This is a genomic window from Staphylococcus sp. HMSC034G07, assembly GCF_001835975.1.
In the GTDB taxonomy this organism is placed as follows: domain Bacteria; phylum Bacillota; class Bacilli; order Staphylococcales; family Staphylococcaceae; genus Staphylococcus; species Staphylococcus ureilyticus.
Genome location: NZ_KV826609.1, coordinates 189,080 through 208,135, shown reverse-complemented (window position 1 = coordinate 208,135; position 19,056 = coordinate 189,080). Strand labels below are relative to the sequence as shown.

At 33.2% G+C, this 19,056-nt stretch carries 16 protein-coding genes; 1 reads left to right on the top strand and 15 read right to left on the bottom strand.

What is annotated here, in order from left to right; translation table 11 throughout:
- Positions 1–18: 18 nt before the first annotated feature.
- From frr to ylqF, 15 genes are all read right to left on the bottom strand, one after another.
- A complete protein-coding gene (gene frr / locus HMPREF2586_RS09040; protein WP_046208636.1) occupies positions 19–573 on the bottom strand; it encodes a ribosome recycling factor in 555 nt (184 codons plus the stop codon).
- Positions 574–589: 16 nt separating this feature from the next.
- A complete protein-coding gene (gene pyrH, locus HMPREF2586_RS09035) occupies positions 590–1,312 on the bottom strand; it encodes a UMP kinase (RefSeq protein ID WP_019468449.1) in 723 nt (240 codons plus the stop codon).
- A 134-nt stretch (positions 1,313–1,446) separates the two neighbouring features.
- The gene (tsf, locus tag HMPREF2586_RS09030) at positions 1,447–2,325 is read right to left on the bottom strand and encodes a translation elongation factor Ts (protein WP_046208638.1); all 879 of its coding nucleotides are present in this window, start codon (positions 2,323–2,325) and stop codon (positions 1,447–1,449) included.
- A gap of 93 nt (positions 2,326–2,418) precedes the next feature.
- Complete coding sequence (gene rpsB, locus HMPREF2586_RS09025; protein WP_040030607.1) at positions 2,419–3,210, bottom strand: 30S ribosomal protein S2; 792 nt, start codon at positions 3,208–3,210, stop codon at positions 2,419–2,421.
- Positions 3,211–3,579: 369 nt separating this feature from the next.
- Positions 3,580–4,353, bottom strand: coding sequence for a GTP-sensing pleiotropic transcriptional regulator CodY (codY, locus tag HMPREF2586_RS09020; protein ID WP_046208639.1), 774 nt, complete (start codon positions 4,351–4,353; stop codon positions 3,580–3,582).
- A 23-nt stretch (positions 4,354–4,376) separates the two neighbouring features.
- A complete protein-coding gene (gene hslU / locus HMPREF2586_RS09015) occupies positions 4,377–5,789 on the bottom strand; it encodes an ATP-dependent protease ATPase subunit HslU (RefSeq protein ID WP_046208640.1) in 1,413 nt (470 codons plus the stop codon).
- A gap of 112 nt (positions 5,790–5,901) precedes the next feature.
- Positions 5,902–6,444 (bottom strand): ATP-dependent protease subunit HslV, encoded by a 543-nt coding sequence (gene hslV, locus HMPREF2586_RS09010; RefSeq protein WP_046208641.1) that lies wholly within the window; start codon positions 6,442–6,444, stop codon positions 5,902–5,904.
- A gap of 3 nt (positions 6,445–6,447) precedes the next feature.
- Complete coding sequence (xerC, locus tag HMPREF2586_RS09005; RefSeq protein WP_046208642.1) at positions 6,448–7,338, bottom strand: tyrosine recombinase XerC; 891 nt, start codon at positions 7,336–7,338, stop codon at positions 6,448–6,450.
- A gap of 119 nt (positions 7,339–7,457) precedes the next feature.
- Entirely contained in the window at positions 7,458–8,765 is a 1,308-nt protein-coding gene (trmFO, locus tag HMPREF2586_RS09000) for an FADH(2)-oxidizing methylenetetrahydrofolate--tRNA-(uracil(54)-C(5))-methyltransferase TrmFO (protein ID WP_070658428.1), read from the bottom strand.
- Between the two features lie 149 nt (positions 8,766–8,914).
- Entirely contained in the window at positions 8,915–10,981 is a 2,067-nt protein-coding gene (topA, locus tag HMPREF2586_RS08995) for a type I DNA topoisomerase (RefSeq protein WP_046208644.1), read from the bottom strand.
- Between the two features lie 192 nt (positions 10,982–11,173).
- Positions 11,174–12,046 carry a DNA-processing protein DprA gene (dprA, locus tag HMPREF2586_RS08990; RefSeq protein ID WP_046208645.1) on the bottom strand — a complete coding sequence of 291 codons (873 nt, stop codon included), beginning with the start codon at positions 12,044–12,046 and terminating at the stop codon, positions 11,174–11,176.
- 227 nt (positions 12,047–12,273) lie between these two features.
- Complete coding sequence (sucD, locus tag HMPREF2586_RS08985) at positions 12,274–13,179, bottom strand: succinate--CoA ligase subunit alpha (RefSeq protein ID WP_046208646.1); 906 nt, start codon at positions 13,177–13,179, stop codon at positions 12,274–12,276.
- A 21-nt stretch (positions 13,180–13,200) separates the two neighbouring features.
- Positions 13,201–14,367, bottom strand: coding sequence for an ADP-forming succinate--CoA ligase subunit beta (gene sucC / locus HMPREF2586_RS08980; protein ID WP_046208647.1), 1,167 nt, complete (start codon positions 14,365–14,367; stop codon positions 13,201–13,203).
- A gap of 107 nt (positions 14,368–14,474) precedes the next feature.
- The gene (locus HMPREF2586_RS08975) at positions 14,475–15,245 is read right to left on the bottom strand and encodes a ribonuclease HII (RefSeq protein ID WP_070658426.1); all 771 of its coding nucleotides are present in this window, start codon (positions 15,243–15,245) and stop codon (positions 14,475–14,477) included.
- Positions 15,246–15,254: 9 nt separating this feature from the next.
- Positions 15,255–16,115, bottom strand: coding sequence for a ribosome biogenesis GTPase YlqF (ylqF, locus tag HMPREF2586_RS08970; RefSeq protein ID WP_070658424.1), 861 nt, complete (start codon positions 16,113–16,115; stop codon positions 15,255–15,257).
- A 339-nt stretch (positions 16,116–16,454) separates the two neighbouring features.
- On the opposite strand from ylqF, the gene HMPREF2586_RS08965 reads away from it, so the two are divergent.
- Positions 16,455–19,031 (top strand): YfhO family protein, encoded by a 2,577-nt coding sequence (locus HMPREF2586_RS08965; protein WP_070658422.1) that lies wholly within the window; start codon positions 16,455–16,457, stop codon positions 19,029–19,031.
- The last annotated feature ends 25 nt before the right edge of the window (positions 19,032–19,056 follow it).

Here is a 19,056-nt window from a genome sequence, read left to right as displayed (position 1 = left end):
ATATCATAATTACCATGTTTATACTGACATAATATCTTGTTCTTTTTCTTCTAATAATTTATCAATGTCATTTATAGAATCGTCAGTTATTTTTTGTACTTCATTCGTTTGAGTTCTTAAGTCATCTTCAGTGATGTCACCGTTTTTCTCTTGCTTTTTAAGTTCGTCATTCGAATCACGGCGTACGTTTCTAACTGCAACTTTAGAATCTTCACCAATTTTTTTAACTTCTTTTACAAGCTCTTTACGACGTTCTTCTGTTAATGCAGGCACACTTATACGAATGACCTCACCATCACTAGATGGGTTTACGCCTAAGTTTGCTGCATTAATTGCTTTTTCAATATTAGCCACTGATGTTTTGTCGTATGGTGAAATGACTAAAAGACGAGCTTCTGGTACATTGATACTCGCTAATTGTTGAATAGGTGTTGGTGCTCCATAATAATCAACAGTAACACCGTTTAAAAGGTTTGAATTTGCTCTACCAGCACTAATATTAGCTAACTCTCTTGAAAGACTATCAATTGATTTTTTCATCTTTGTTTTCGTGTCATTAATTATGTCACTCATTTTATACACCTCTAAATTATTTTGTAATTAATGTTCCTATTTTTTCACCCATAACAGCGCGTTTAATATTTCCTTCTTCTGTGATAGAGAATACATTCAACGGGATATTGTTATCCATACAGAAAGAAGATGCTGTTGAGTCCATGACTTGTAAGCCTTCTTGTAACATTTGAATATGTGTTAAATGTTCATATTTAACCGCATTTTCATCTTTTTTAGGATCTGCAGAATAGACACCATCAACATTATTTTTGCCCATTAAGATAACATCTGCTTCAACTTCAGCAGCACGTAAAGCTGCAGTTGTGTCAGTTGAGAAGTATGGATTACCTATGCCAGCAGCAAATATAACAACACGCTTTTTCTCTAAGTGTCTAATTGCGCGACGACGAATATAAGGTTCTGCAACTTGTTTCATCTCTATAGAAGTTAATACACGTGTATCACACTCTAATTGTTCCAAACTGTCTTGTAGTGCTAAAGCATTCATAACAGTAGCTAGCATGCCCATATAATCTGCTGTACCACGATCCATACCTAGATCACTACCAGTTTTACCTCTCCAGATATTACCTCCGCCAACAATCACTGCAATTTCACAATCCATTTTTGCTACCTCAGCTACTTGTTGAGCAACACTTTTAATAATTATGGGATTTATCCCGAATCCATCTTCACCTGCTAGTGCTTCACCACTTAATTTTAAAACGACACGTTTATATTTAGAAGTTTGAGCCATTGTCTTATCCTCTCTATTGTGAAAATATGTATTTGATACAAGTAAAGAAGACACAGTAGAACTTCCAATATAAAAGTAAGTCTTTCATACGGAGCACAAAAAGGTGTCTTCTTTCTTGTTCAAACTATGAAATATTATTTCATTTGTCCTTTTACTTCGTCAGCAAAGTTTTCTTCACGTTTTTCCATACCTTCGCCTACTTCATAACGTACGAAGTCAACTAGTTTTCCACCTTTTGATTTTAAGAAAGCTTCAACTGTTTGATCAGGATCTTTAACAAAGTTTTGGTCAACTGCACAAATTTCTTGTAAATATTTACGTAAACGACCTTCAACCATTTTTTCAACAATTTTTTCTGGTTTGCCTTCGTTTAAAGCTTGTTGTTTCAATACTTCTTTTTCATGAGCAATTTCATCTTCACTTACTTGTTCAGATGAAACATATTTAGGGTTAATCGCAGCAATATGCATAGCTACATCTTTAGCAGCATCGCTATCAGTAGTACCTTCAACAACTGTTAATACACCGATACGTCCACCCATGTGTAAATATGAACCAAATGCATCATTATCTGATTTTGTTCTAACAGCAAAACGACGGATACTTAATTTTTCTCCGATTGTAGAGATTGCTTCTTTCATGCGTTGGTCTACAGTTTTACCGTCAGCTAATTCAGATTCTAATAAAGCTTCAACAGTATCAGCTTTACTCTCTAACACTTGTGTAGCAATTTCTTTCACTAATTCTTGGAAACCTTCGTTACGTGCTACGAAGTCAGTTTCTGAATTAATTTCTACGATTGCCGCTTCATTTCCTTTTTCTTCTACATGTACTAGTCCTTCTGCAGCGATACGGTCAGCTTTTTTAGCTGCTTTCGCAATACCTTTTTCACGTAGGTAATCAATAGCTTTATCAATATCACCATCAGTTTCTGTCAACGCTTTTTTACAGTCCATCATACCAGCGCCAGTTTTTTCACGTAATTCTTTTACAAGTTTAGCTGAAATTGCCATTTCATATTCCTCCATTATTTAATGAATTTTAATATATTTATTTTAAAAAAAGGTGATAAGCTTAAATATCTTATCACCCATTTTACATTATTCTTAGTTTGATTCAACAGAAGTGTTTTCTTCAGTTGTTTCTGCTTCAGTAGCTTCTTCTTTTGATTCATTTAAATCAATGTTTTGTTCAGCCGCTACTTCTTCATTTGATACACCTTGTTGACCTTCTAAGATTGCATCTGCCATTTTACCTGTTAATAACTTAACGGCACGGATAGCATCATCGTTTGCAGGGATAACATAATCGATCTCATCTGGATCACAGTTAGTATCCACAATACCAACGATTGGGATGTGTAATTTACGTGCTTCAGCAATTGCGTTGCGCTCTTTACGAGGGTCAACTACAAATAATGCTTGAGGCATAGATTTCATATCACGAATTCCGCCTAAGAATTTAATTAAACGGTCATATTCTTTTCTTAGTTCTACTACTTCTTTTTTAGGTAATACTTCGAATAAGCCATCTTCTTCCATTTTTTCAATTTCAGAAATACGTTTGATACGTTTTGAAATTGTTTTATAGTTAGTTAAAATACCACCTAACCATCTTTGGTTAACGTAGAATTGACCAGCACGTTCAGCTTCAGCTTTCACTGATTCTTGTGCTTGTTTTTTCGTACCAACAAATAAAACTTTTCCGCCATCTTCTGAAATTTGTTTTATAAAGTTGTAAGCTTCTTCTACTTTCTTCACTGTTTTTTGTAAGTCGATAATGTAGATACCGTTTCTTTCAGTGAAGATGTATCTTTTCATTTTTGGGTTCCAACGGCGTGTTTGGTGACCGAAGTGAACACCTGCTTCTAGTAATTGTTTCATTGAAATTACTGCCATAAATAAAATCCTCCTATTGGTTTTTTACCTCCATAAAAAGCTCATATAAACACGATAAAAATTTATCGCACCCTTTATACTTCCGCTCTCTATGTGCGTATTGGCTTAATAGCCGTGAATAAATATATCATATTCATACATATAAAGCAATAGTTCAGCTTATAATTTCTCATTTATAATAGTGAAGATTCAAGTCATATTTTTATCAATTCAAATATCACTGTAACACTTTATATAGTAAGCAGTTTCCATTATAAAATGATATTGTATTTATTTTTTACATATTCACTAAATAAACGCATAACGCATGGATATACTAAATGATATGAAAGCGTATATAGCAATCACATTTAAAAGTGATTCTACATTTTATTTTATTCTATCTAATTCATCTAAGAATTTTTCTTTTTTAACTTTAATAAACGTACCTTTCATACCTAATGAACGTGATTCAATAACTCCTGCGCTTTCTAACTTACGCAATGCATTAACAATCACAGAACGTGTAATTCCAACCCTGTCAGCTACTTTAGAAGCAATCAACAAGCCTTCTTTACCACCTAATTCTTCAAAAATATGTTCAATCGCTTCACTTTCTGAGTATGATAATGAATTGATTGCCATATTAATCGCAGCTTTATCTCTAGCTTCTTGTTCAACTTCATTATGTTTTTCACGCAGAATTTCCATACCAATAACTGTAGCCGCATACTCACCTAAAACAAGATCATTTTCAGAAAAGTCGTCTTGTACACGTCCTAGCACTAACGTACCTAGTCTTTCTCCGCCACCTAATATTGGAAAGATAGTTGACTTACTATCTTTAAATACATCTTCGTTTTCAGGTGGAAAAACTGAAAGATCACTTTCTATTCCAATATTGGATTCTGTTTCTTTTACATCCATTAACTTATCTGTATATTCCACAGGTATGTGTCTATTTTCTAGCATTTGAATAATACGTTCATTTTTTAACAATTCATTTAAACTTGATCCTAAAATTTTACCTTTTCTTGACACAATGAAAACATTTGTCACTGTTACACTACTTATCGTTTGTGCGACGTCTTTAAAGTCTACAGCGATTCCTTTGTGCTTTTGCAAAAGTGTATTTAATTCTCTTGTTTTTGATAATAAGCTCATATTACTTCTCCTTTTTGTTTATATTATAAAATAAATGCACTTAAATCTTTATTTGTTGAAATTGATTTCAACTTATCATCAACATATTGAGGTGTGATATCTACAACGGCATGTGGCATGCTCGGTGCTTCGAACGATAAATCTTCTAACATTTTTTCAAGTATTGTATGCAATCTACGCGCACCAATATTATCTGTATCTTGGTTAACTTGAAAGGCAATCTCTGCCAAACGTTTAATCGCTTCTTCGGTGAAATTCACCGTTACTTGTTCCGTTTGGAGTAGCGCTTCATACTGTTTAATCAATGATAATTTGGGTTCAGTTAAAATGCTTACAAAGTCTTCCACAGAAAGGCTTTCTAATTCAACACGAATTGGGAAACGACCTTGTAATTCAGGTATTAAATCACTTGGTTTTGAAACATGGAATGCACCAGCACCAATGAATAGCATATGTTCAGTATTAACAGTACCATATTTAGTTTGAACCATGCTACCTTCAAGTATAGGTAAAATATCTCTTTGTACACCTTGTCGTGAAACATCTTGACCTGAATTTTGATTGTTAGTAGCCACTTTATCTATTTCGTCAATAAAAATAATTCCCATTTGTTCGGCTAGCTCAATAGCCTCTTGATTGGCAGTTTCTTGGTCAATCAGTTCATCCGCATATTCATCAGTCAAAATATTTCGAGCAGTTTTGACAGGGACTTCTCTTTCCACTTTTTTCTTAGGCATTAGTTGGTTCATCATATCTTGCATTTGTTGGTTTTGATTTGTACCTAACATACCTAAAGCACCTGGGTCCTGTTCGACTTTTAATCTCACTTTTTCTTCTTCAAGTGAACCATTTAATAATTGTTGTTTGATTTCAGAACGCTTTGTTTTGATTTCTTCAGTTGGCGTTTCTTCATCATCGTCCTCATTATTTTGACCAAAATTAGGTATTGCTCCGCCAAAAAGAGACTCTAAAGGGTTGTTGCTGTTAGTGCTATTTGCTTTCTTTTTCATGCTTGGAACTAAAAGTTTAACTAATTTTTCGTTTGCTTTACTTCGTGCTTCATCTTCAACTAACGCTTTCTTTTGCTCTTTTACCAATCTAACAGCAATATCAACTAAGTCTCTAACCATACTTTCAACGTCACGCCCAACGTATCCTACTTCGGTGAATTTCGTAGCTTCTACTTTAATAAAAGGCGCACCAACCACTTTAGCCATGCGTCGCGCAATTTCAGTTTTCCCTACGCCAGTTGGTCCAATCATTAAAATGTTTTTCGGTGCAATTTCTTGTTTCTCTTCGTCAGAAAGTAGGCTTCGTCTATATCTATTTCTTAATGCTACTGCTACCTTGCGTTTAGCGTCATCTTGACCAACTATATATTCGTTAAGTTTTGAAACGATATCTTTTGGCGTTAATTTAATACCATTCGACTCCATATGAGAAATACCTCCGTTACTTTATTTTCTTCAAAAATCCATTATTTATTATACATTTATTTCATAAATTTTTACTTTTTGTTATTACAACATATTTTAAAATATAAGTTTTTTAAAGTTCTTCCACAACGATTTGGTCATTCGTAAACACGCAAATATCAGAGGCAACCTTTAAACTTTCATATGCCATCTCACGCGCACTTAAATCAGTAGCATGACGTTTTAATGCTCTACCTGCACTTAAGGCATAATTGCCACCGGATCCAATTGCAATTAAATCATCATCTGGCGCAATCACTTCTCCAGTACCACTTACGACTAGTATTGAATCTTTATCCATCACAATAAGCATCGCTTCTAGCTGTCTTAACTGTTTATCGCCTCTCCATTCTTGCGCTAACTCAACAGCGGCTCTTTCTAAATTACCGCTAAACTGTTGTAATTTTGTCTCGAACTTTTCAAATAGTGTAAAAGCATCTGCCACACTACCTGCGAATCCAGCTAACACTTTATCATTATATAAGCGTCGAACTTTTCTAGCGGTTTTTTTCATAATAACTTGTTCGCCAAGTGTTACTTGTCCGTCACCAGCCATTGCCGAATGTCCATTATGTTGTACTGCGTAAATAGTTGTCGCATGAATAGATGTACTCATATTTTAATTCTCCTTTTTTGCACGAGGATGTGCATTTAAATATACTTTTTTTAATTGATCATTCGTAACATGTGTATAACGACCTGTCGTCGATAAATTGACATGTCCTAGTAATGATTGCACTGTTCTTAAGTCAGCACCCTGATTTAACATATGTGTAGCAAATGTATGTCTTAATTTATGCGGATGTATATCTGTTACACCTGCAGTTCGTTTCACTACATCATTTAACACATAACGAATGCCACGCTCAGTGATAGGCGCACCGTTCATGTTAACTAACAAATAGTCGTGTTCAGTACCTTTTTTAGGACTAAATGCTTCTAAGTAATGTTCAATGCTTTGTTTACAAAATTCACCGAAAGGGATAAACCTTTCTTTACCACCCTTACCTAAAACTTTAACACCTGGTAAATTCATATCCAAATCTTGCTCTTTGATATTTACTAACTCTGATACCCTGATACCAGTAGCATATAAAAGCTCCAAAATAACACGATCTCTTAATCCTTTTTTTAAATCTTTATCTACTGTTTTAAATAATGCTTCCATTTCTTCTTCATAAAAAAAGTGCGGTAAATATTGTTCTTTTTTCGGATGAACTAATTGTATAAATGGATTTATGACACTTTCGTCTTGTACCATCCAATACTCATAAAAACTTCTCAGCGTAGAAATTTTACGAGAAACCGATGTTCTTTTCAAGTTTTTTGAATATAAAAAACTTAGGTAATTTCTAGCATCTTTATATTCAAAATTAGCTAAGCTTAAATGCTCTTGATTTAAAAAATCATTAAATTGCTCTAAATCATCATGATATGATTTCAATGTATGTTCAGAAAAATGTCGTTCTACTTTAAGCATGTATAAATAAGCTTGTTGGATTTCTTCCAATAAAAACCCCTCCATCGATATAAATTGTAGCATATCGATAGAGGGAACTGCGAAACATAACTATTAAATTGAGAAAAACTTTTTTTAATTTTCTGAATCAATATTTCACTATATTAACATCATAATGTTTCTTTAAAGTTGTCCAAATATGTCAAAGCTCTATGAGCAAGTTGTTCATATCTTATTTTTTTATCTTTAATTTTTTCATCTAAATCCGGTAGCAAACCAAAATTGGCATTCATCGGCTGGAAGTTTTTTTCATTTTTCGCATGAGCAATATAATAAGCCATGCTACCCAGCATCGTTTCTCTAGGGAAAATAACCCTTCCTTTATTTTCAACTTTATGAGCTACGTTGATACCAGCAATCAAGCCGCTTGCTGCACTTTCTACATAACCTTCTACACCAGTCATTTGACCAGCAAAATGAAGAGATTCTCTTCCTTTTAATTCATAAGTTTCAGTGAGTACATCAGGGGAGTTAATAAATGTGTTTCTATGCATGACACCGTATCGAACAATTTCAACATTCTCTAAACCTGGTATCAATCTAAGTACTTCTTTTTGTGCACCCCACTTTAGATGTGTTTGAAACCCTACTAAATTATACAAAGTACCAGCAGCATCGTCTTGACGTAACTGTACAACTGCATATGGTATTTCGCCAGTCTTGGGATCTTCTAAGCCAACTGGTTTCATCGGACCAAACAATAACGTTTTACGTCCACGTGCTGCCATTACTTCAAATGGCATACAACCTTCGAAATATTTTTCTTTTTCAAATTCATTCACTGGTGCGACCTCTGCTTCTAATAAAGCATCATAAAATCTGTTAAACTCTTTTTCCGTCATCGGACAATTTAAATAAGCAGCTTCACCTTTATCATAACGTGACTTTAAATAAACTTTATTCATATCAATACTATCTTTTTCAATAATCGGTGCTGCAGCATCATAAAAATATAGTTGATCTTTACCTGTTGCGTCAACAATTTCTTGAGCTAATTGATCTGTTGTTAATGGACCAGTAGCAATGATTGTATATCCATCAGGTATAGTGTTAATTTCTTCATTAATTACAGTTACATTCGGATGGTTTTTCAATGTTTCAGTAATATACCCTGCAAAATCATGTCTATCTACAGCTAACGCACCACCAGCAGGAACACGCGCTTTGTCTGCTGCAGTTATAACCAATGAATCCATTCGACGCATTTCTTCTTTCAATACACCCACGGCATTCGTAAGCGCATTGCCACGTAATGAATTGGAACAAACTAATTCAGCAAATTTATCTGTATGATGTGCCGGCGTTTGTTTAACTGGCCTCATTTCAATTAAATTTACATGAATGCCTCTTTGCGCTAATTGATAAGCGGCTTCTGAGCCAGCTAAGCCAGCCCCTACAATATTGACAATTTGAGTCATATATATATCCTCCTATACAAAAAAATAGCAACTACGACACTATTTTATAAGCTAAATAACATATCTCTACATTATAAATATGAATCGTAAGTTGCTAAATATTATTAAAAAATACAGTTTCCTTTTCTAATAATCAATTTATATATTTGTTATTTTTGTTCTTCTTCTTTGTAATCACAATTTGAGCAAACAACCTGACTTTTACGTCCTTGTTTTTTCTCAACTAAATAATGTTCACATTTTGGACAATCACGTCCAATAGGTTTATCCCAAGTTACAAAATCACATTCGGGATATTTAGAACAACCATAGAAGATACGATTTTTCTTAGACTTACGTTCAACGACATCGCCCTCTTTACATTTAGGGCAAGTCACACCAATTGTTTTGACGATTGCTTTAGTGTTTCTACAATCAGGGAAGTTTGAACATGCCATAAATTTACCATATCGACCCATTTTTATAACCATTGGTGCACCGCAAACTTCACAATCTTCTCCTGCAGGTTCATCTTTAATTTCTATTTTTTCCATTTCTTCCTCTGCACGTTCAACATCTTGCTTAAAACTATTATAGAAATCTGAAATAACTTTTTTCCAAGCAATTTCACCTTCTGCAACTTTATCGAGTAATGTCTCCATATTAACTGTAAAATCTACATCTATAATTTCTGGGAAATATTCTTTTACTTGTTCATGAACAATTTCGCCTAATTCGGTAGGAACAAACCGTTTACTTTCATTTTTAACATAGTTCCTTTTTTGTATAGTATCAATTGTCGGTGCATAAGTTGAAGGACGACCAATTTTCATTTCTTCTAAAGTTTTTACCAATCTTGCTTCTGTATAACGTGGTGGAGGTTGAGTGAAATGTTGTGAAGGTTCAATATTGGTTGCTGTAACCATTTCACCTTCATTGATATTAGGTAATTTATTTTCTTTACCTTCATCTCCATCATCTTTTGTTTCAACGTATAAAGTCATAAAACCTTTGAATTTAATTGTTTGCCCATTTGCTCTGAATTTCAAATCATTTTGTGTTAAATCTAATGCTACTGTATCTAAAATAGCAGGTGCCATTTGACTTGCTACAAAACGCTCCCAAATTAATTTATACAGTCTATGTTGATCTCTAGTTAAATAATTTTTCATTTCGCTAGGTGTACGTAAAGTACTTGATGGTCTTATAGCTTCGTGTGCATCTTGATCTCCTTGACCTTTAGATTTACGATTCGAAGTATATTCATTACCATAAGTGTCTTTAATATAATCCTTGGCTTCACTTTTAGCTTGTTCAGAAATTCTAGTAGAATCTGTACGCATATAAGTGATTAAACCAACTGTACCTTGTCTTTTCAAGTCAATACCTTCATATAATTGTTGGGCAAGCATCATTGTTTTACGCGCTTTGAAATTCAATTTTCTTGCAGCTTCTTGTTGAAGTGTTGAAGTCGTAAATGGATTAGCAGGATAACGCGTCTTTTCTTTTTTTGTTACCTTTGTAACTTCAAATTGATCCCCATCAAGCTGTGACGTTATCGTCTCAACATCATTTTTATTAGTTAATTTGTATGGCTTGTTTTTATAATGTAAGAATTTAGCACTAAATTTAGATTTTTTATATCTAAATTCTCCTTCTATTTTCCAATATTCTTCTGGTTTAAAATTTCTAATTTCATTTTCACGATCAATGACTAATCTTAATGCGACAGATTGTACGCGACCAGCAGAAAGTCCTTTTTTAACTTTCTTCCATAAAACAGGAGAAATATTATAACCAACTAAACGGTCTAAAATTCTTCTAGCTTGTTGTGCATCCACAAGTTCCATTTCTATGCCTCTAGGATGTTTAAAACTTTGTTTCACTGCATCTTTGGTTATTTCATTAAATACTACTCTATTTTCAGTAGCGTCTTCTAAATTCAATATATTCGCTAAATGCCAAGCAATTGCCTCACCTTCACGGTCGGGGTCACTTGCTAAGAATATATTTTTTGCTTTCTTAGCATGTTTTTTTAATTCCTTAACAACAGGGCCCTTACCGCGTATAGTAATATATTTGGGTTCATAGTCATTTTCTACATCTACGCCCATTTGGCTTCTTGGCAAATCTCTTACATGCCCCATAGATGCGATAACTTTATATTTTTTACCTAAATATTTTTCAATGGTTTTAGCTTTTGCAGGCGATTCAACTATGACTAAATTTTCTGCCAAAGTAGTTACCCCCTTGCATTTCTAATTACAAAGATAAATGATAAACGGTCTATTTTGTTTTTGTCAATGTTTTTAATTTTAAATTTATTTAATCAAAGGCGTATTTAGAATTAAATAAAGGAAAAGACACTGTTTATACACATCTTTTTCAACTATAAAACAATTGTTCAAATAAATACATTGATCTAAATTTTAGTTAAAATCATCTATGATGTCTTTCGCAGATATAACAATTTTCGCCCCTTCTTGCGCACTTATTAAGTTCCCCATTGTCATATCATTGAACATCGAACCTGGCAAAACATATACTTCTCTATTTTGTTCTAATGCACAATTAGTCGTAATAGAAGTACCACTTTTAATTGTAGATTCTGTAATCAAAACCCCTTTTGATAAACCACTAATTAATCTATTTCTTTCTGGAAAATGATGTTTAAGCGGCTTTTGATATGGTAAATATTCACTTATGACTAAGCCAGTGCGCTCAAGTTGATTTCTAATATTTTGCGTTGATTTGGGATAATGATTAAGATGGCCAAATCCTAACACCGCAATCGCTGACATTTGATTGTCTAATGCATGTTGATGTGCTGCTTGGTCTGCACCTTCTGCTAATCCAGAGACTATGGTTAGATCTTTCTTTTTAAATGAAGGGAAAAGGAATTTCAATGCATCCCCTGTATATCGAGTAGCATGTCTAGATCCAACGATTGCAAGGGTTTGATCACGCGTTGTTAACGTGATATCTCCTTTATAAAAAAGTATAAGTGGAGGATCATGTATTTCGCGAAGCAATTTCGGATATGATGGATGGTTAATACCAATAAAATTAATGTTCCATTTATGTAATTGAATAAGAATGGCATCAATGGGATTGTTTACAAAATCTTGATATATTTGATCTTTCTTTTTAGATTTAATTGTTGATAAATATAGTTGTAATATTGCTTGCTGCTCGTGTTTATTGTAAAACATAAAATCATTCTTATATTTCAGCAATCGATGTATTTGATGTGTGGACAATCCTGAGAAACGCAATTTTAAAAATAAATAATCTATGTTCATATATCGTACTCCTTTATAAAATAATTATAAAGTAAAACGATATAAAGTTTGTTTACAAATTAAATTCATTTAGACTGTATTTGTAATCTAGTTTTAAGAAGAAATTTAAATACGTACCCCCACACTACTTCAACACCATACAAAATTCAAACACTGAAAATAGCACAAACTCCAACATATTTTAGGAGTTTGTGCTCATTTTTAAGCTATTCTATTATTAAATTGCTTTATTTAATAGTAAGTAACTGTTCATAGATACCAGCTTCTTTTGCAGCATCAATTAATGTTGTGCCAATTTCTGATGGTGTATCAGCAGTTTTCACACCACAACTGTTTAGTGTTTTAATTTTCTCTTCTGCTGTACCTTTACCGCCAGAAACAATTGCGCCAGCATGACCCATACGTTTTCCTGGAGGAGCTGTTTGTCCACCAACGAAACCTACAACAGGTTTATTCATGTTAGCTTTAATCCATTCGGCAGCTTCTTCTTCAGCAGTACCACCGATTTCACCAATCATAACAACTGCTTTCGTTTCATCATCTTCATTAAATTGTTTTAATACATCAATAAAGTTAGTACCGTTAACTGGATCTCCTCCGATACCTACTGCAGTAGTTTGACCAATGCCTTCTTCAGTCAACTGATGTACAGCTTCATAAGTTAATGTACCTGAACGTGAAACGACGCCCACATGGCCTTTTTTGTGTATATAACCAGGCATGATACCAATCTTACATTCATCTGCAGTAATAACACCTGGACAGTTTGGTCCAATCACACGTGTTTTCTTGCCTTCTGAATAACGTTTTACTTTAACCATATCGATAACTGGAATATGCTCCGTGATACATATAGCTAAATCTAACTCAGCTTCAATACATTCTAAAATAGCATCTGCTGCAAATGGAGCAGGTACATAGATTACTGAAACAGTTGCACCAGTTTCTTCTTTAGCTTCTTCAACAGTATTGAAAACTGGTACGCCTTCTACTACTTGTCCACCTTTACCTGGAGTTACCCCTGCAACAATTTGCGTACCATATTCAAGCATTTGTTTTGTATGGAAAAGTGCAGTAGACCCTGTGATACCTTGTACAATTACTTTTGTATTTTTATCTATCATTACGCTCATCTTAGCGTTCCCATCCTTTCCTTACGCTTCTTTTACAAGTTTTACGATTTTTTGTGCGCCTTCTGCCATTGTTGCAGCTGGTTCAATAGCTAATCCTGATTCATTCAGAATTTCTTTACCTCTTTCAACATTTGTACCTTCTAAACGTACAACTAACGGTAAAGTTAGTTCAACTTCTTTAACTGCAGCAACAATACCTTCAGCAATGATATCGCATTTCATAATACCACCAAAGATATTAACAAAGATACCTTTTACGTTTTCATCACCTAATATGATTTTAAACGCTTCAGTAACTTTTTCTTTCGTTGCACCGCCCCCTACGTCAAGGAAGTTCGCTGGATTACCACCAAAGTGATTAATTGTATCCATTGTCGCCATTGCTAGACCAGCACCATTTACCATACAACCAATGTCGCCATCTAATGCAATGTATGATAAATCATATTTAGAAGCTTCGATTTCTTTTGGATCTTCTTCTTCTAAATCGCGTAATTCTTGGATATCTTTATGTTTAAATAACGCATTATCATCAAAATTAAGTTTTGCATCTAATGCAAGTACTTGTCCATCACCTGTAGTTACAAGTGGGTTGATTTCAACAATTGAACAATCTTTTTCAATAAATACATTATAAAGTGATACTAAAAATTTAGCTGCTTTATTAATTGATTCTTTAGGAATATTAATATTGAAAGCAATTCTTCTTGCTTGATAAGGCGCTAATCCAACAACTGGATCGATTGTTTCTTTGAAGATTTTTTCAGGTGTCTCAGCAGCAACCTTTTCGATTTCAGTACCGCCTTCTTCTGATGCCATCAAAGTTACTCTGTCAGTTGCACGATCGATTACAAATCCAACATAATATTCTTTTTGAATGTCGCAGCCTTCTTCTATGTAAAGGCGCTTAATTTCTTTACCTTCTGGCCCTGTTTGATGTGTTACTAATGTTTTACCTAATAATTCTTTCGCATATGTTTCCACTTCAGATAGTGATTTTGCAATTTTAACGCCGCCTGCATTACCTCTACCCCCGGCGTGAATTTGCGCTTTTACAACATATACATTTGAATCTAATTCTTTTGCCTTTTCAACTGCTTCTTCAACAGTAAATGCTACACGTCCTTCTGGGACAGCAACGCCCATTGAACGAAATATTGCTTTACCTTGATACTCGTGGATATTCATTCTCCATCCTCCTGTTTCTTAGGTTAAGTTCATATTTAATTATAGGAAATGAAAGCGCTATTGTAAACTGATTTAAACTACTTATTTCAATTCTTTTAATTTTTAGATTATTTATAAAGCGATTTAATTGGTTGAAATGTTTTTCTGTGGGCATTTAAAATGCCGTGATTTTTAATTGCATCTAAATGTTGTTGAGTTCCGTAACCAACGTTTTTTTCAAACCCATACTCCGGAAACTTTTGTGCAAGCTGCGTCATATATCTGTCCCTATTTTCTTTAGCTAGGACACTTGCTGCAGCAATTGATACACTTTTAGCATCACCTTTCACAAGTGATGTTTGATTGATATCTGTTTCTAGTGTCATCGCATCAATGAGTAAATGGGTTGGCTGAACAGGCAATCCATTGATCGCACGTTTCATAGCTAATTTTGTCGCTTCATAAATGTTGATTTCATCAATTTCTTCTACAGTGGCATAGCCGAATGCATAAGCATGTAATTCATCTAATAATTGGCACTCTAATACTTTTCTTTTTTTGGCGGTCAGTTGCTTCGAATCATTGAGGCCTGTAAAGTGATGATTATGATTTAATATCACCGCACATGCAACAACTGGTCCTGCGAGTGGGCCTCTGCCTACTTCATCGATACCACAAATCATCGCATTTCCATCATTTGCTAATATTTGATTTTCATAAAAAGTCATAGCTTGATATTGATTTAATAATTGTTGTTCCTTATCTAGTTGCTTGATTCGTGTTGCTATGGCTTTTTGGACACCTTTACGGTCATCTTTATAAAATGGTTGAAGCTGGATTTCATTAACTGAGTGTAAGGTGGCTAAGTGGTCTTTAATATCTTTGATTGTTTGCTTCATAAATTCACGTTACACTTCCATTTCTTTAATAACATCAAACGTATATGTTCCTATTTTCGCATTTCTAATTTCATGTATGATTAATTCAATGACCGCTTCATAGTCAACTTCATTACCACTACGCAACAATCCTCTACGACGTCCAATAGCATCAAACCATTCTATAGTTTCTGCTTCTATCGGTACATCTATTTTATAATGATTTTTCAATCCTTCATAATCATGCGCTTTTAAAAATTCAAGACCGTAAATGGCAACTTCATCTAAATGAACGATACTATCTTTAATCGCACCTGTAATACTTAGTTTTTTTCCTACGAGTTGGTCTTCAAATTTGGGCCAAAGTATACCTGGTGTATCTAATAATTGGAGCGAATTGCCAACTTTGATCCATTGTTGTTGCTTTGTAACACCAGGTGTATTTCCAGTTTTAGCAATAGATTTGTGGGCTAACTTATTAATAAGTGTAGATTTCCCAACATTAGGAATGCCGACGATCATCGCACGAATCGCACGTGGTTTTAATCCTTTTTTCTTTTCACGATCAAATTTTTCTTGTGTTGCTTTAATAGCTTCTTGTTCTACTAATTTTAGTCCTTTTCCATGTTTAGCATCAATCCCCACAGGATAATAGCCTTTTTCTTTAAAATAAGACTCCCATTTTTCTAATTCTTTTAAATTCGCCATGTCTTTTTTATTCAAAATAACTACTCTCGGTTTTTGCTGTATAACATCATCAATCATTGGGTTTCTTGAACTATAAGGAATACGAGCATCTACTAGTTCAAAAACAACATCTACTTTCTTTAATTGTTCTGCAACTTCGCGTTTTGCTTTCGCCATATGCCCTGGATACCATTGAATTACCATGTACATCACCTTTCTCATACGTTTATGTTTCAAAATTATATATTTTATTCATACCATTCATTGACCTTAAAATCATAACATGAGGGGTGAATAGTTATAAATAAAAATTTGTATTTACTTTATTAAAAAAATTCATTCACACTATTTTCCTATAATAATTACCAAATTGTCTAGAACTGTAGTGAAACTAACCAACTGAGTATCTTATCAATATTAAATTTCAAAATAAGTATAATATTTAAATTAATTTTCTTAAATTAAATAATGGTAATTTTTATCAATAAATCTAAAAAATCGTTACAATAGAATTAATAATAATTCGATTACAGGAGACTACTCATGAAAAGGATGCTTTTTTACATATTATTATGCTTTATATTAGCAATCATTGGACATGGCTATGTTATCTATAGATTTATAAATGAGGGTGTTTTATTTACGGGGCCCAATGATGGCATGGAACAAATGATACCGATGCAAATGTATTTGTATGATAAATGGAGTCAAGGTCAATGGTTTTACGCCACTGATTTCGGATTAGGTGGAGATTTTTTCACTGACCTAAGTTACTATTTTTCAACCAATATTTTGTTTATACTTAATGTAATTTTCATCTTTCTCATAAAGTTAGCGATTGATTGGGACACGCAAGACATTATGTTTTGGATGACAAATGCTATTGTATTGTCCATTTTTAAATCAACATTAGCGATGTTAGCAACTTTTGGTTTTGTACGCTATATTACTCAAAATAAAAGCATCGCAGTACTAACGTCATATCTTTTTGTCATATCACCACTCTATTTTAGATTTACTGTATATTGGCCATTTTTCAGTGATATTTTTATATTATTACCGCTACTCTTATGGTCTATTGAATTATTTTTACAAAAAGAAAAAAAAGCCATGTTTATCATCGTAGTCACAGTTTCCTTAATAAATAACTTTTATTTTGCGTATTATCAACTCATCGTAGGTCTAATCTATTTTACAGTTAGACTAATATTTAAACATAGACATGATATCGTACCTAGGTTTAAAGCAATATATACCATCTTCATTGCTGCAATTTTAGCATTTGGTTGCAGTCTTTTCTTTTTTTATCACGGTTTACGTGCTTATACCAATAACAGACGTATACCTTTTAATGGAGACGTAGATTTTTTAGAACCTTTCAACCAAAACACGAATGTATTTTATGACAATTACTTAATAGTCATTTTATTTATAGTAATACAAGCACTGTTATCATTTAAACTATACAAGCATTTTTATTTTAAGTTATTTGCAATTTTTATGATACTTACTATAGGTGCTAATTATTTGCCATTTGTCGACCAGCTCTTTAATGGTTTTTCTGCTCCCCAAAAAAGATGGCATTACCTAATTGCTTTTAACGCTGCATTACTCATTGGGTTATATGTAAAATACTTTAGCACGTTAACAATTAAAAACTATATTTTTTCTTCAATCATCAGTTTAAGTTTTATTTATGTGAGTGCATGGATTTATGATGATTTTGTTGCATGGCTCTGGTTTACACCTATTGTTTGTTTGATAGGCTTGCTAGTACTATGTCTTAAAACTTCAGCTTATCGTAAACGTTTCATTTATTTTTATTATACTGCCATATTGATATTAGCGACACTTGTAGTAGCCGTTTTTATACGCAATCAAATTTATTTTGAAGACCATGTTGAACGAGCAAATCGCTATTATGTCAATGCAAGTCTATTTAACACACCGTTACAAAGACAATTAGTCTCTGAAATGAATCATTCAAAAACGGAAGACGAACGTATCGATTGGCGTGTTAATGAACAAGATAACACACCGATGTATCAATTCTTTAAAGGTTCAAGTTTATATTCAAGTATTTTTCATCATAACATTTTAGACTATTACTATGATGATTTGAAAATTAACCTTCAATCTGAATCAGTGAGTAGATACCAAAGTACTAATGGACGACAAAATATTAGCAGTTTATTTTCAATGAAATATTTAATGTTAAAAGATTACGAAAACAATGTGCCTAGTTATTTTAAAAATGTAAAAAGTGAGGGACAATACCACATTTATGAGAATACTTTAAACTTGCCTACTGTAAAAGTGACTAATCAAATATATAATTCCGACACTTTAAAAACGCCTATCGATCGAGAACATGCGATGTTGGATGGTGTTGTTATAAAAAATTCAGGTAAACCTTACACGGATAACGCACAAAACCTTATCGATGCGACTAAAATATCTTACCAAAATATAAAAGTGAAAAATAATCAACAAATCTATCTGACCAAAAACCAAGGTCAGATTAAAATTCACGTCCCAAATCACATAAGAAAACGTTATTCAGACTTTTATTTAAATTTAAAAGTTCGACGTGGTCAACCCGACAGTAATTATACAATTAATATAAATAATTATGCTAACCACCGGTTGTATAACAATTCGACCTATAAAACTGGTGTTGAAAACCAACTATATAGGACACAACCAGACAAAGATGGTAATATTAACATAGCTATTAACCCTAGAGGTAGTTATTATTTTGATATTCAAAGTCTTCATGGTGAAAATTATAGCAAACTCAAAAAAGCCTATAATAAGAAACAAAATCATTATTATAATGATATTAAAAATGGAGTAAAAGTGAAGTTAGCACCACATACAAAGGGAATCGCAACGATTAACATTCCATATCGTGACGGTATGGTGGCTTATGTAGATCATAAAAAAGTAAAACCTAAAAAAGTAAATTATATGATGACTGGCGTACCAGTCACTAAACAAGATAGTGAAATTACCATTAAATACCGCCCTAAATATTGGTTTACGATGATTATAATTTCAGTTATAAGTATCTTAATAAGTATTTTTTGGTGTCTAAAGAAAAAATCTAAACTTAAATAAAGGAGTTTATCTGAGATGAGGTATG

Bases quoted from the DNA above. Each gene is read 5' to 3' on its own strand.
- frr (WP_046208636.1), bottom strand. From the start codon at position 573: ATGAGTGACATAATTAATGACACGAAAACAAAGATGAAAAAATCAATT.
- pyrH (WP_019468449.1), bottom strand. From the start codon at position 1,312: ATGGCTCAAACTTCTAAATATAAACGTGTCGTTTTAAAATTAAGTGGT.
- tsf (WP_046208638.1), bottom strand. From the start codon at position 2,325: ATGGCAATTTCAGCTAAACTTGTAAAAGAATTACGTGAAAAAACTGGC.
- rpsB (WP_040030607.1), bottom strand. From the start codon at position 3,210: ATGGCAGTAATTTCAATGAAACAATTACTAGAAGCAGGTGTTCACTTC.
- codY (WP_046208639.1), bottom strand. From the start codon at position 4,353: ATGAGCTTATTATCAAAAACAAGAGAATTAAATACACTTTTGCAAAAG.
- hslU (WP_046208640.1), bottom strand. From the start codon at position 5,789: ATGGAGTCGAATGGTATTAAATTAACGCCAAAAGATATCGTTTCAAAA.
- hslV (WP_046208641.1), bottom strand. From the start codon at position 6,444: ATGAGTACATCTATTCATGCGACAACTATTTACGCAGTACAACATAAT.
- trmFO (WP_070658428.1), bottom strand. From the start codon at position 8,765: ATGACTCAAATTGTCAATATTGTAGGGGCTGGCTTAGCTGGCTCAGAA.
- dprA (WP_046208645.1), bottom strand. From the start codon at position 12,046: ATGAACATAGATTATTTATTTTTAAAATTGCGTTTCTCAGGATTGTCC.
- sucD (WP_046208646.1), bottom strand. From the start codon at position 13,179: ATGAGCGTAATGATAGATAAAAATACAAAAGTAATTGTACAAGGTATC.
- sucC (WP_046208647.1), bottom strand. From the start codon at position 14,367: ATGAATATCCACGAGTATCAAGGTAAAGCAATATTTCGTTCAATGGGC.
- HMPREF2586_RS08975 (WP_070658426.1), bottom strand. From the start codon at position 15,245: ATGAAGCAAACAATCAAAGATATTAAAGACCACTTAGCCACCTTACAC.
- ylqF (WP_070658424.1), bottom strand. From the start codon at position 16,115: ATGGTAATTCAATGGTATCCAGGGCATATGGCGAAAGCAAAACGCGAA.
- HMPREF2586_RS08965 (WP_070658422.1), top strand. From the start codon at position 16,455: ATGAAAAGGATGCTTTTTTACATATTATTATGCTTTATATTAGCAATC.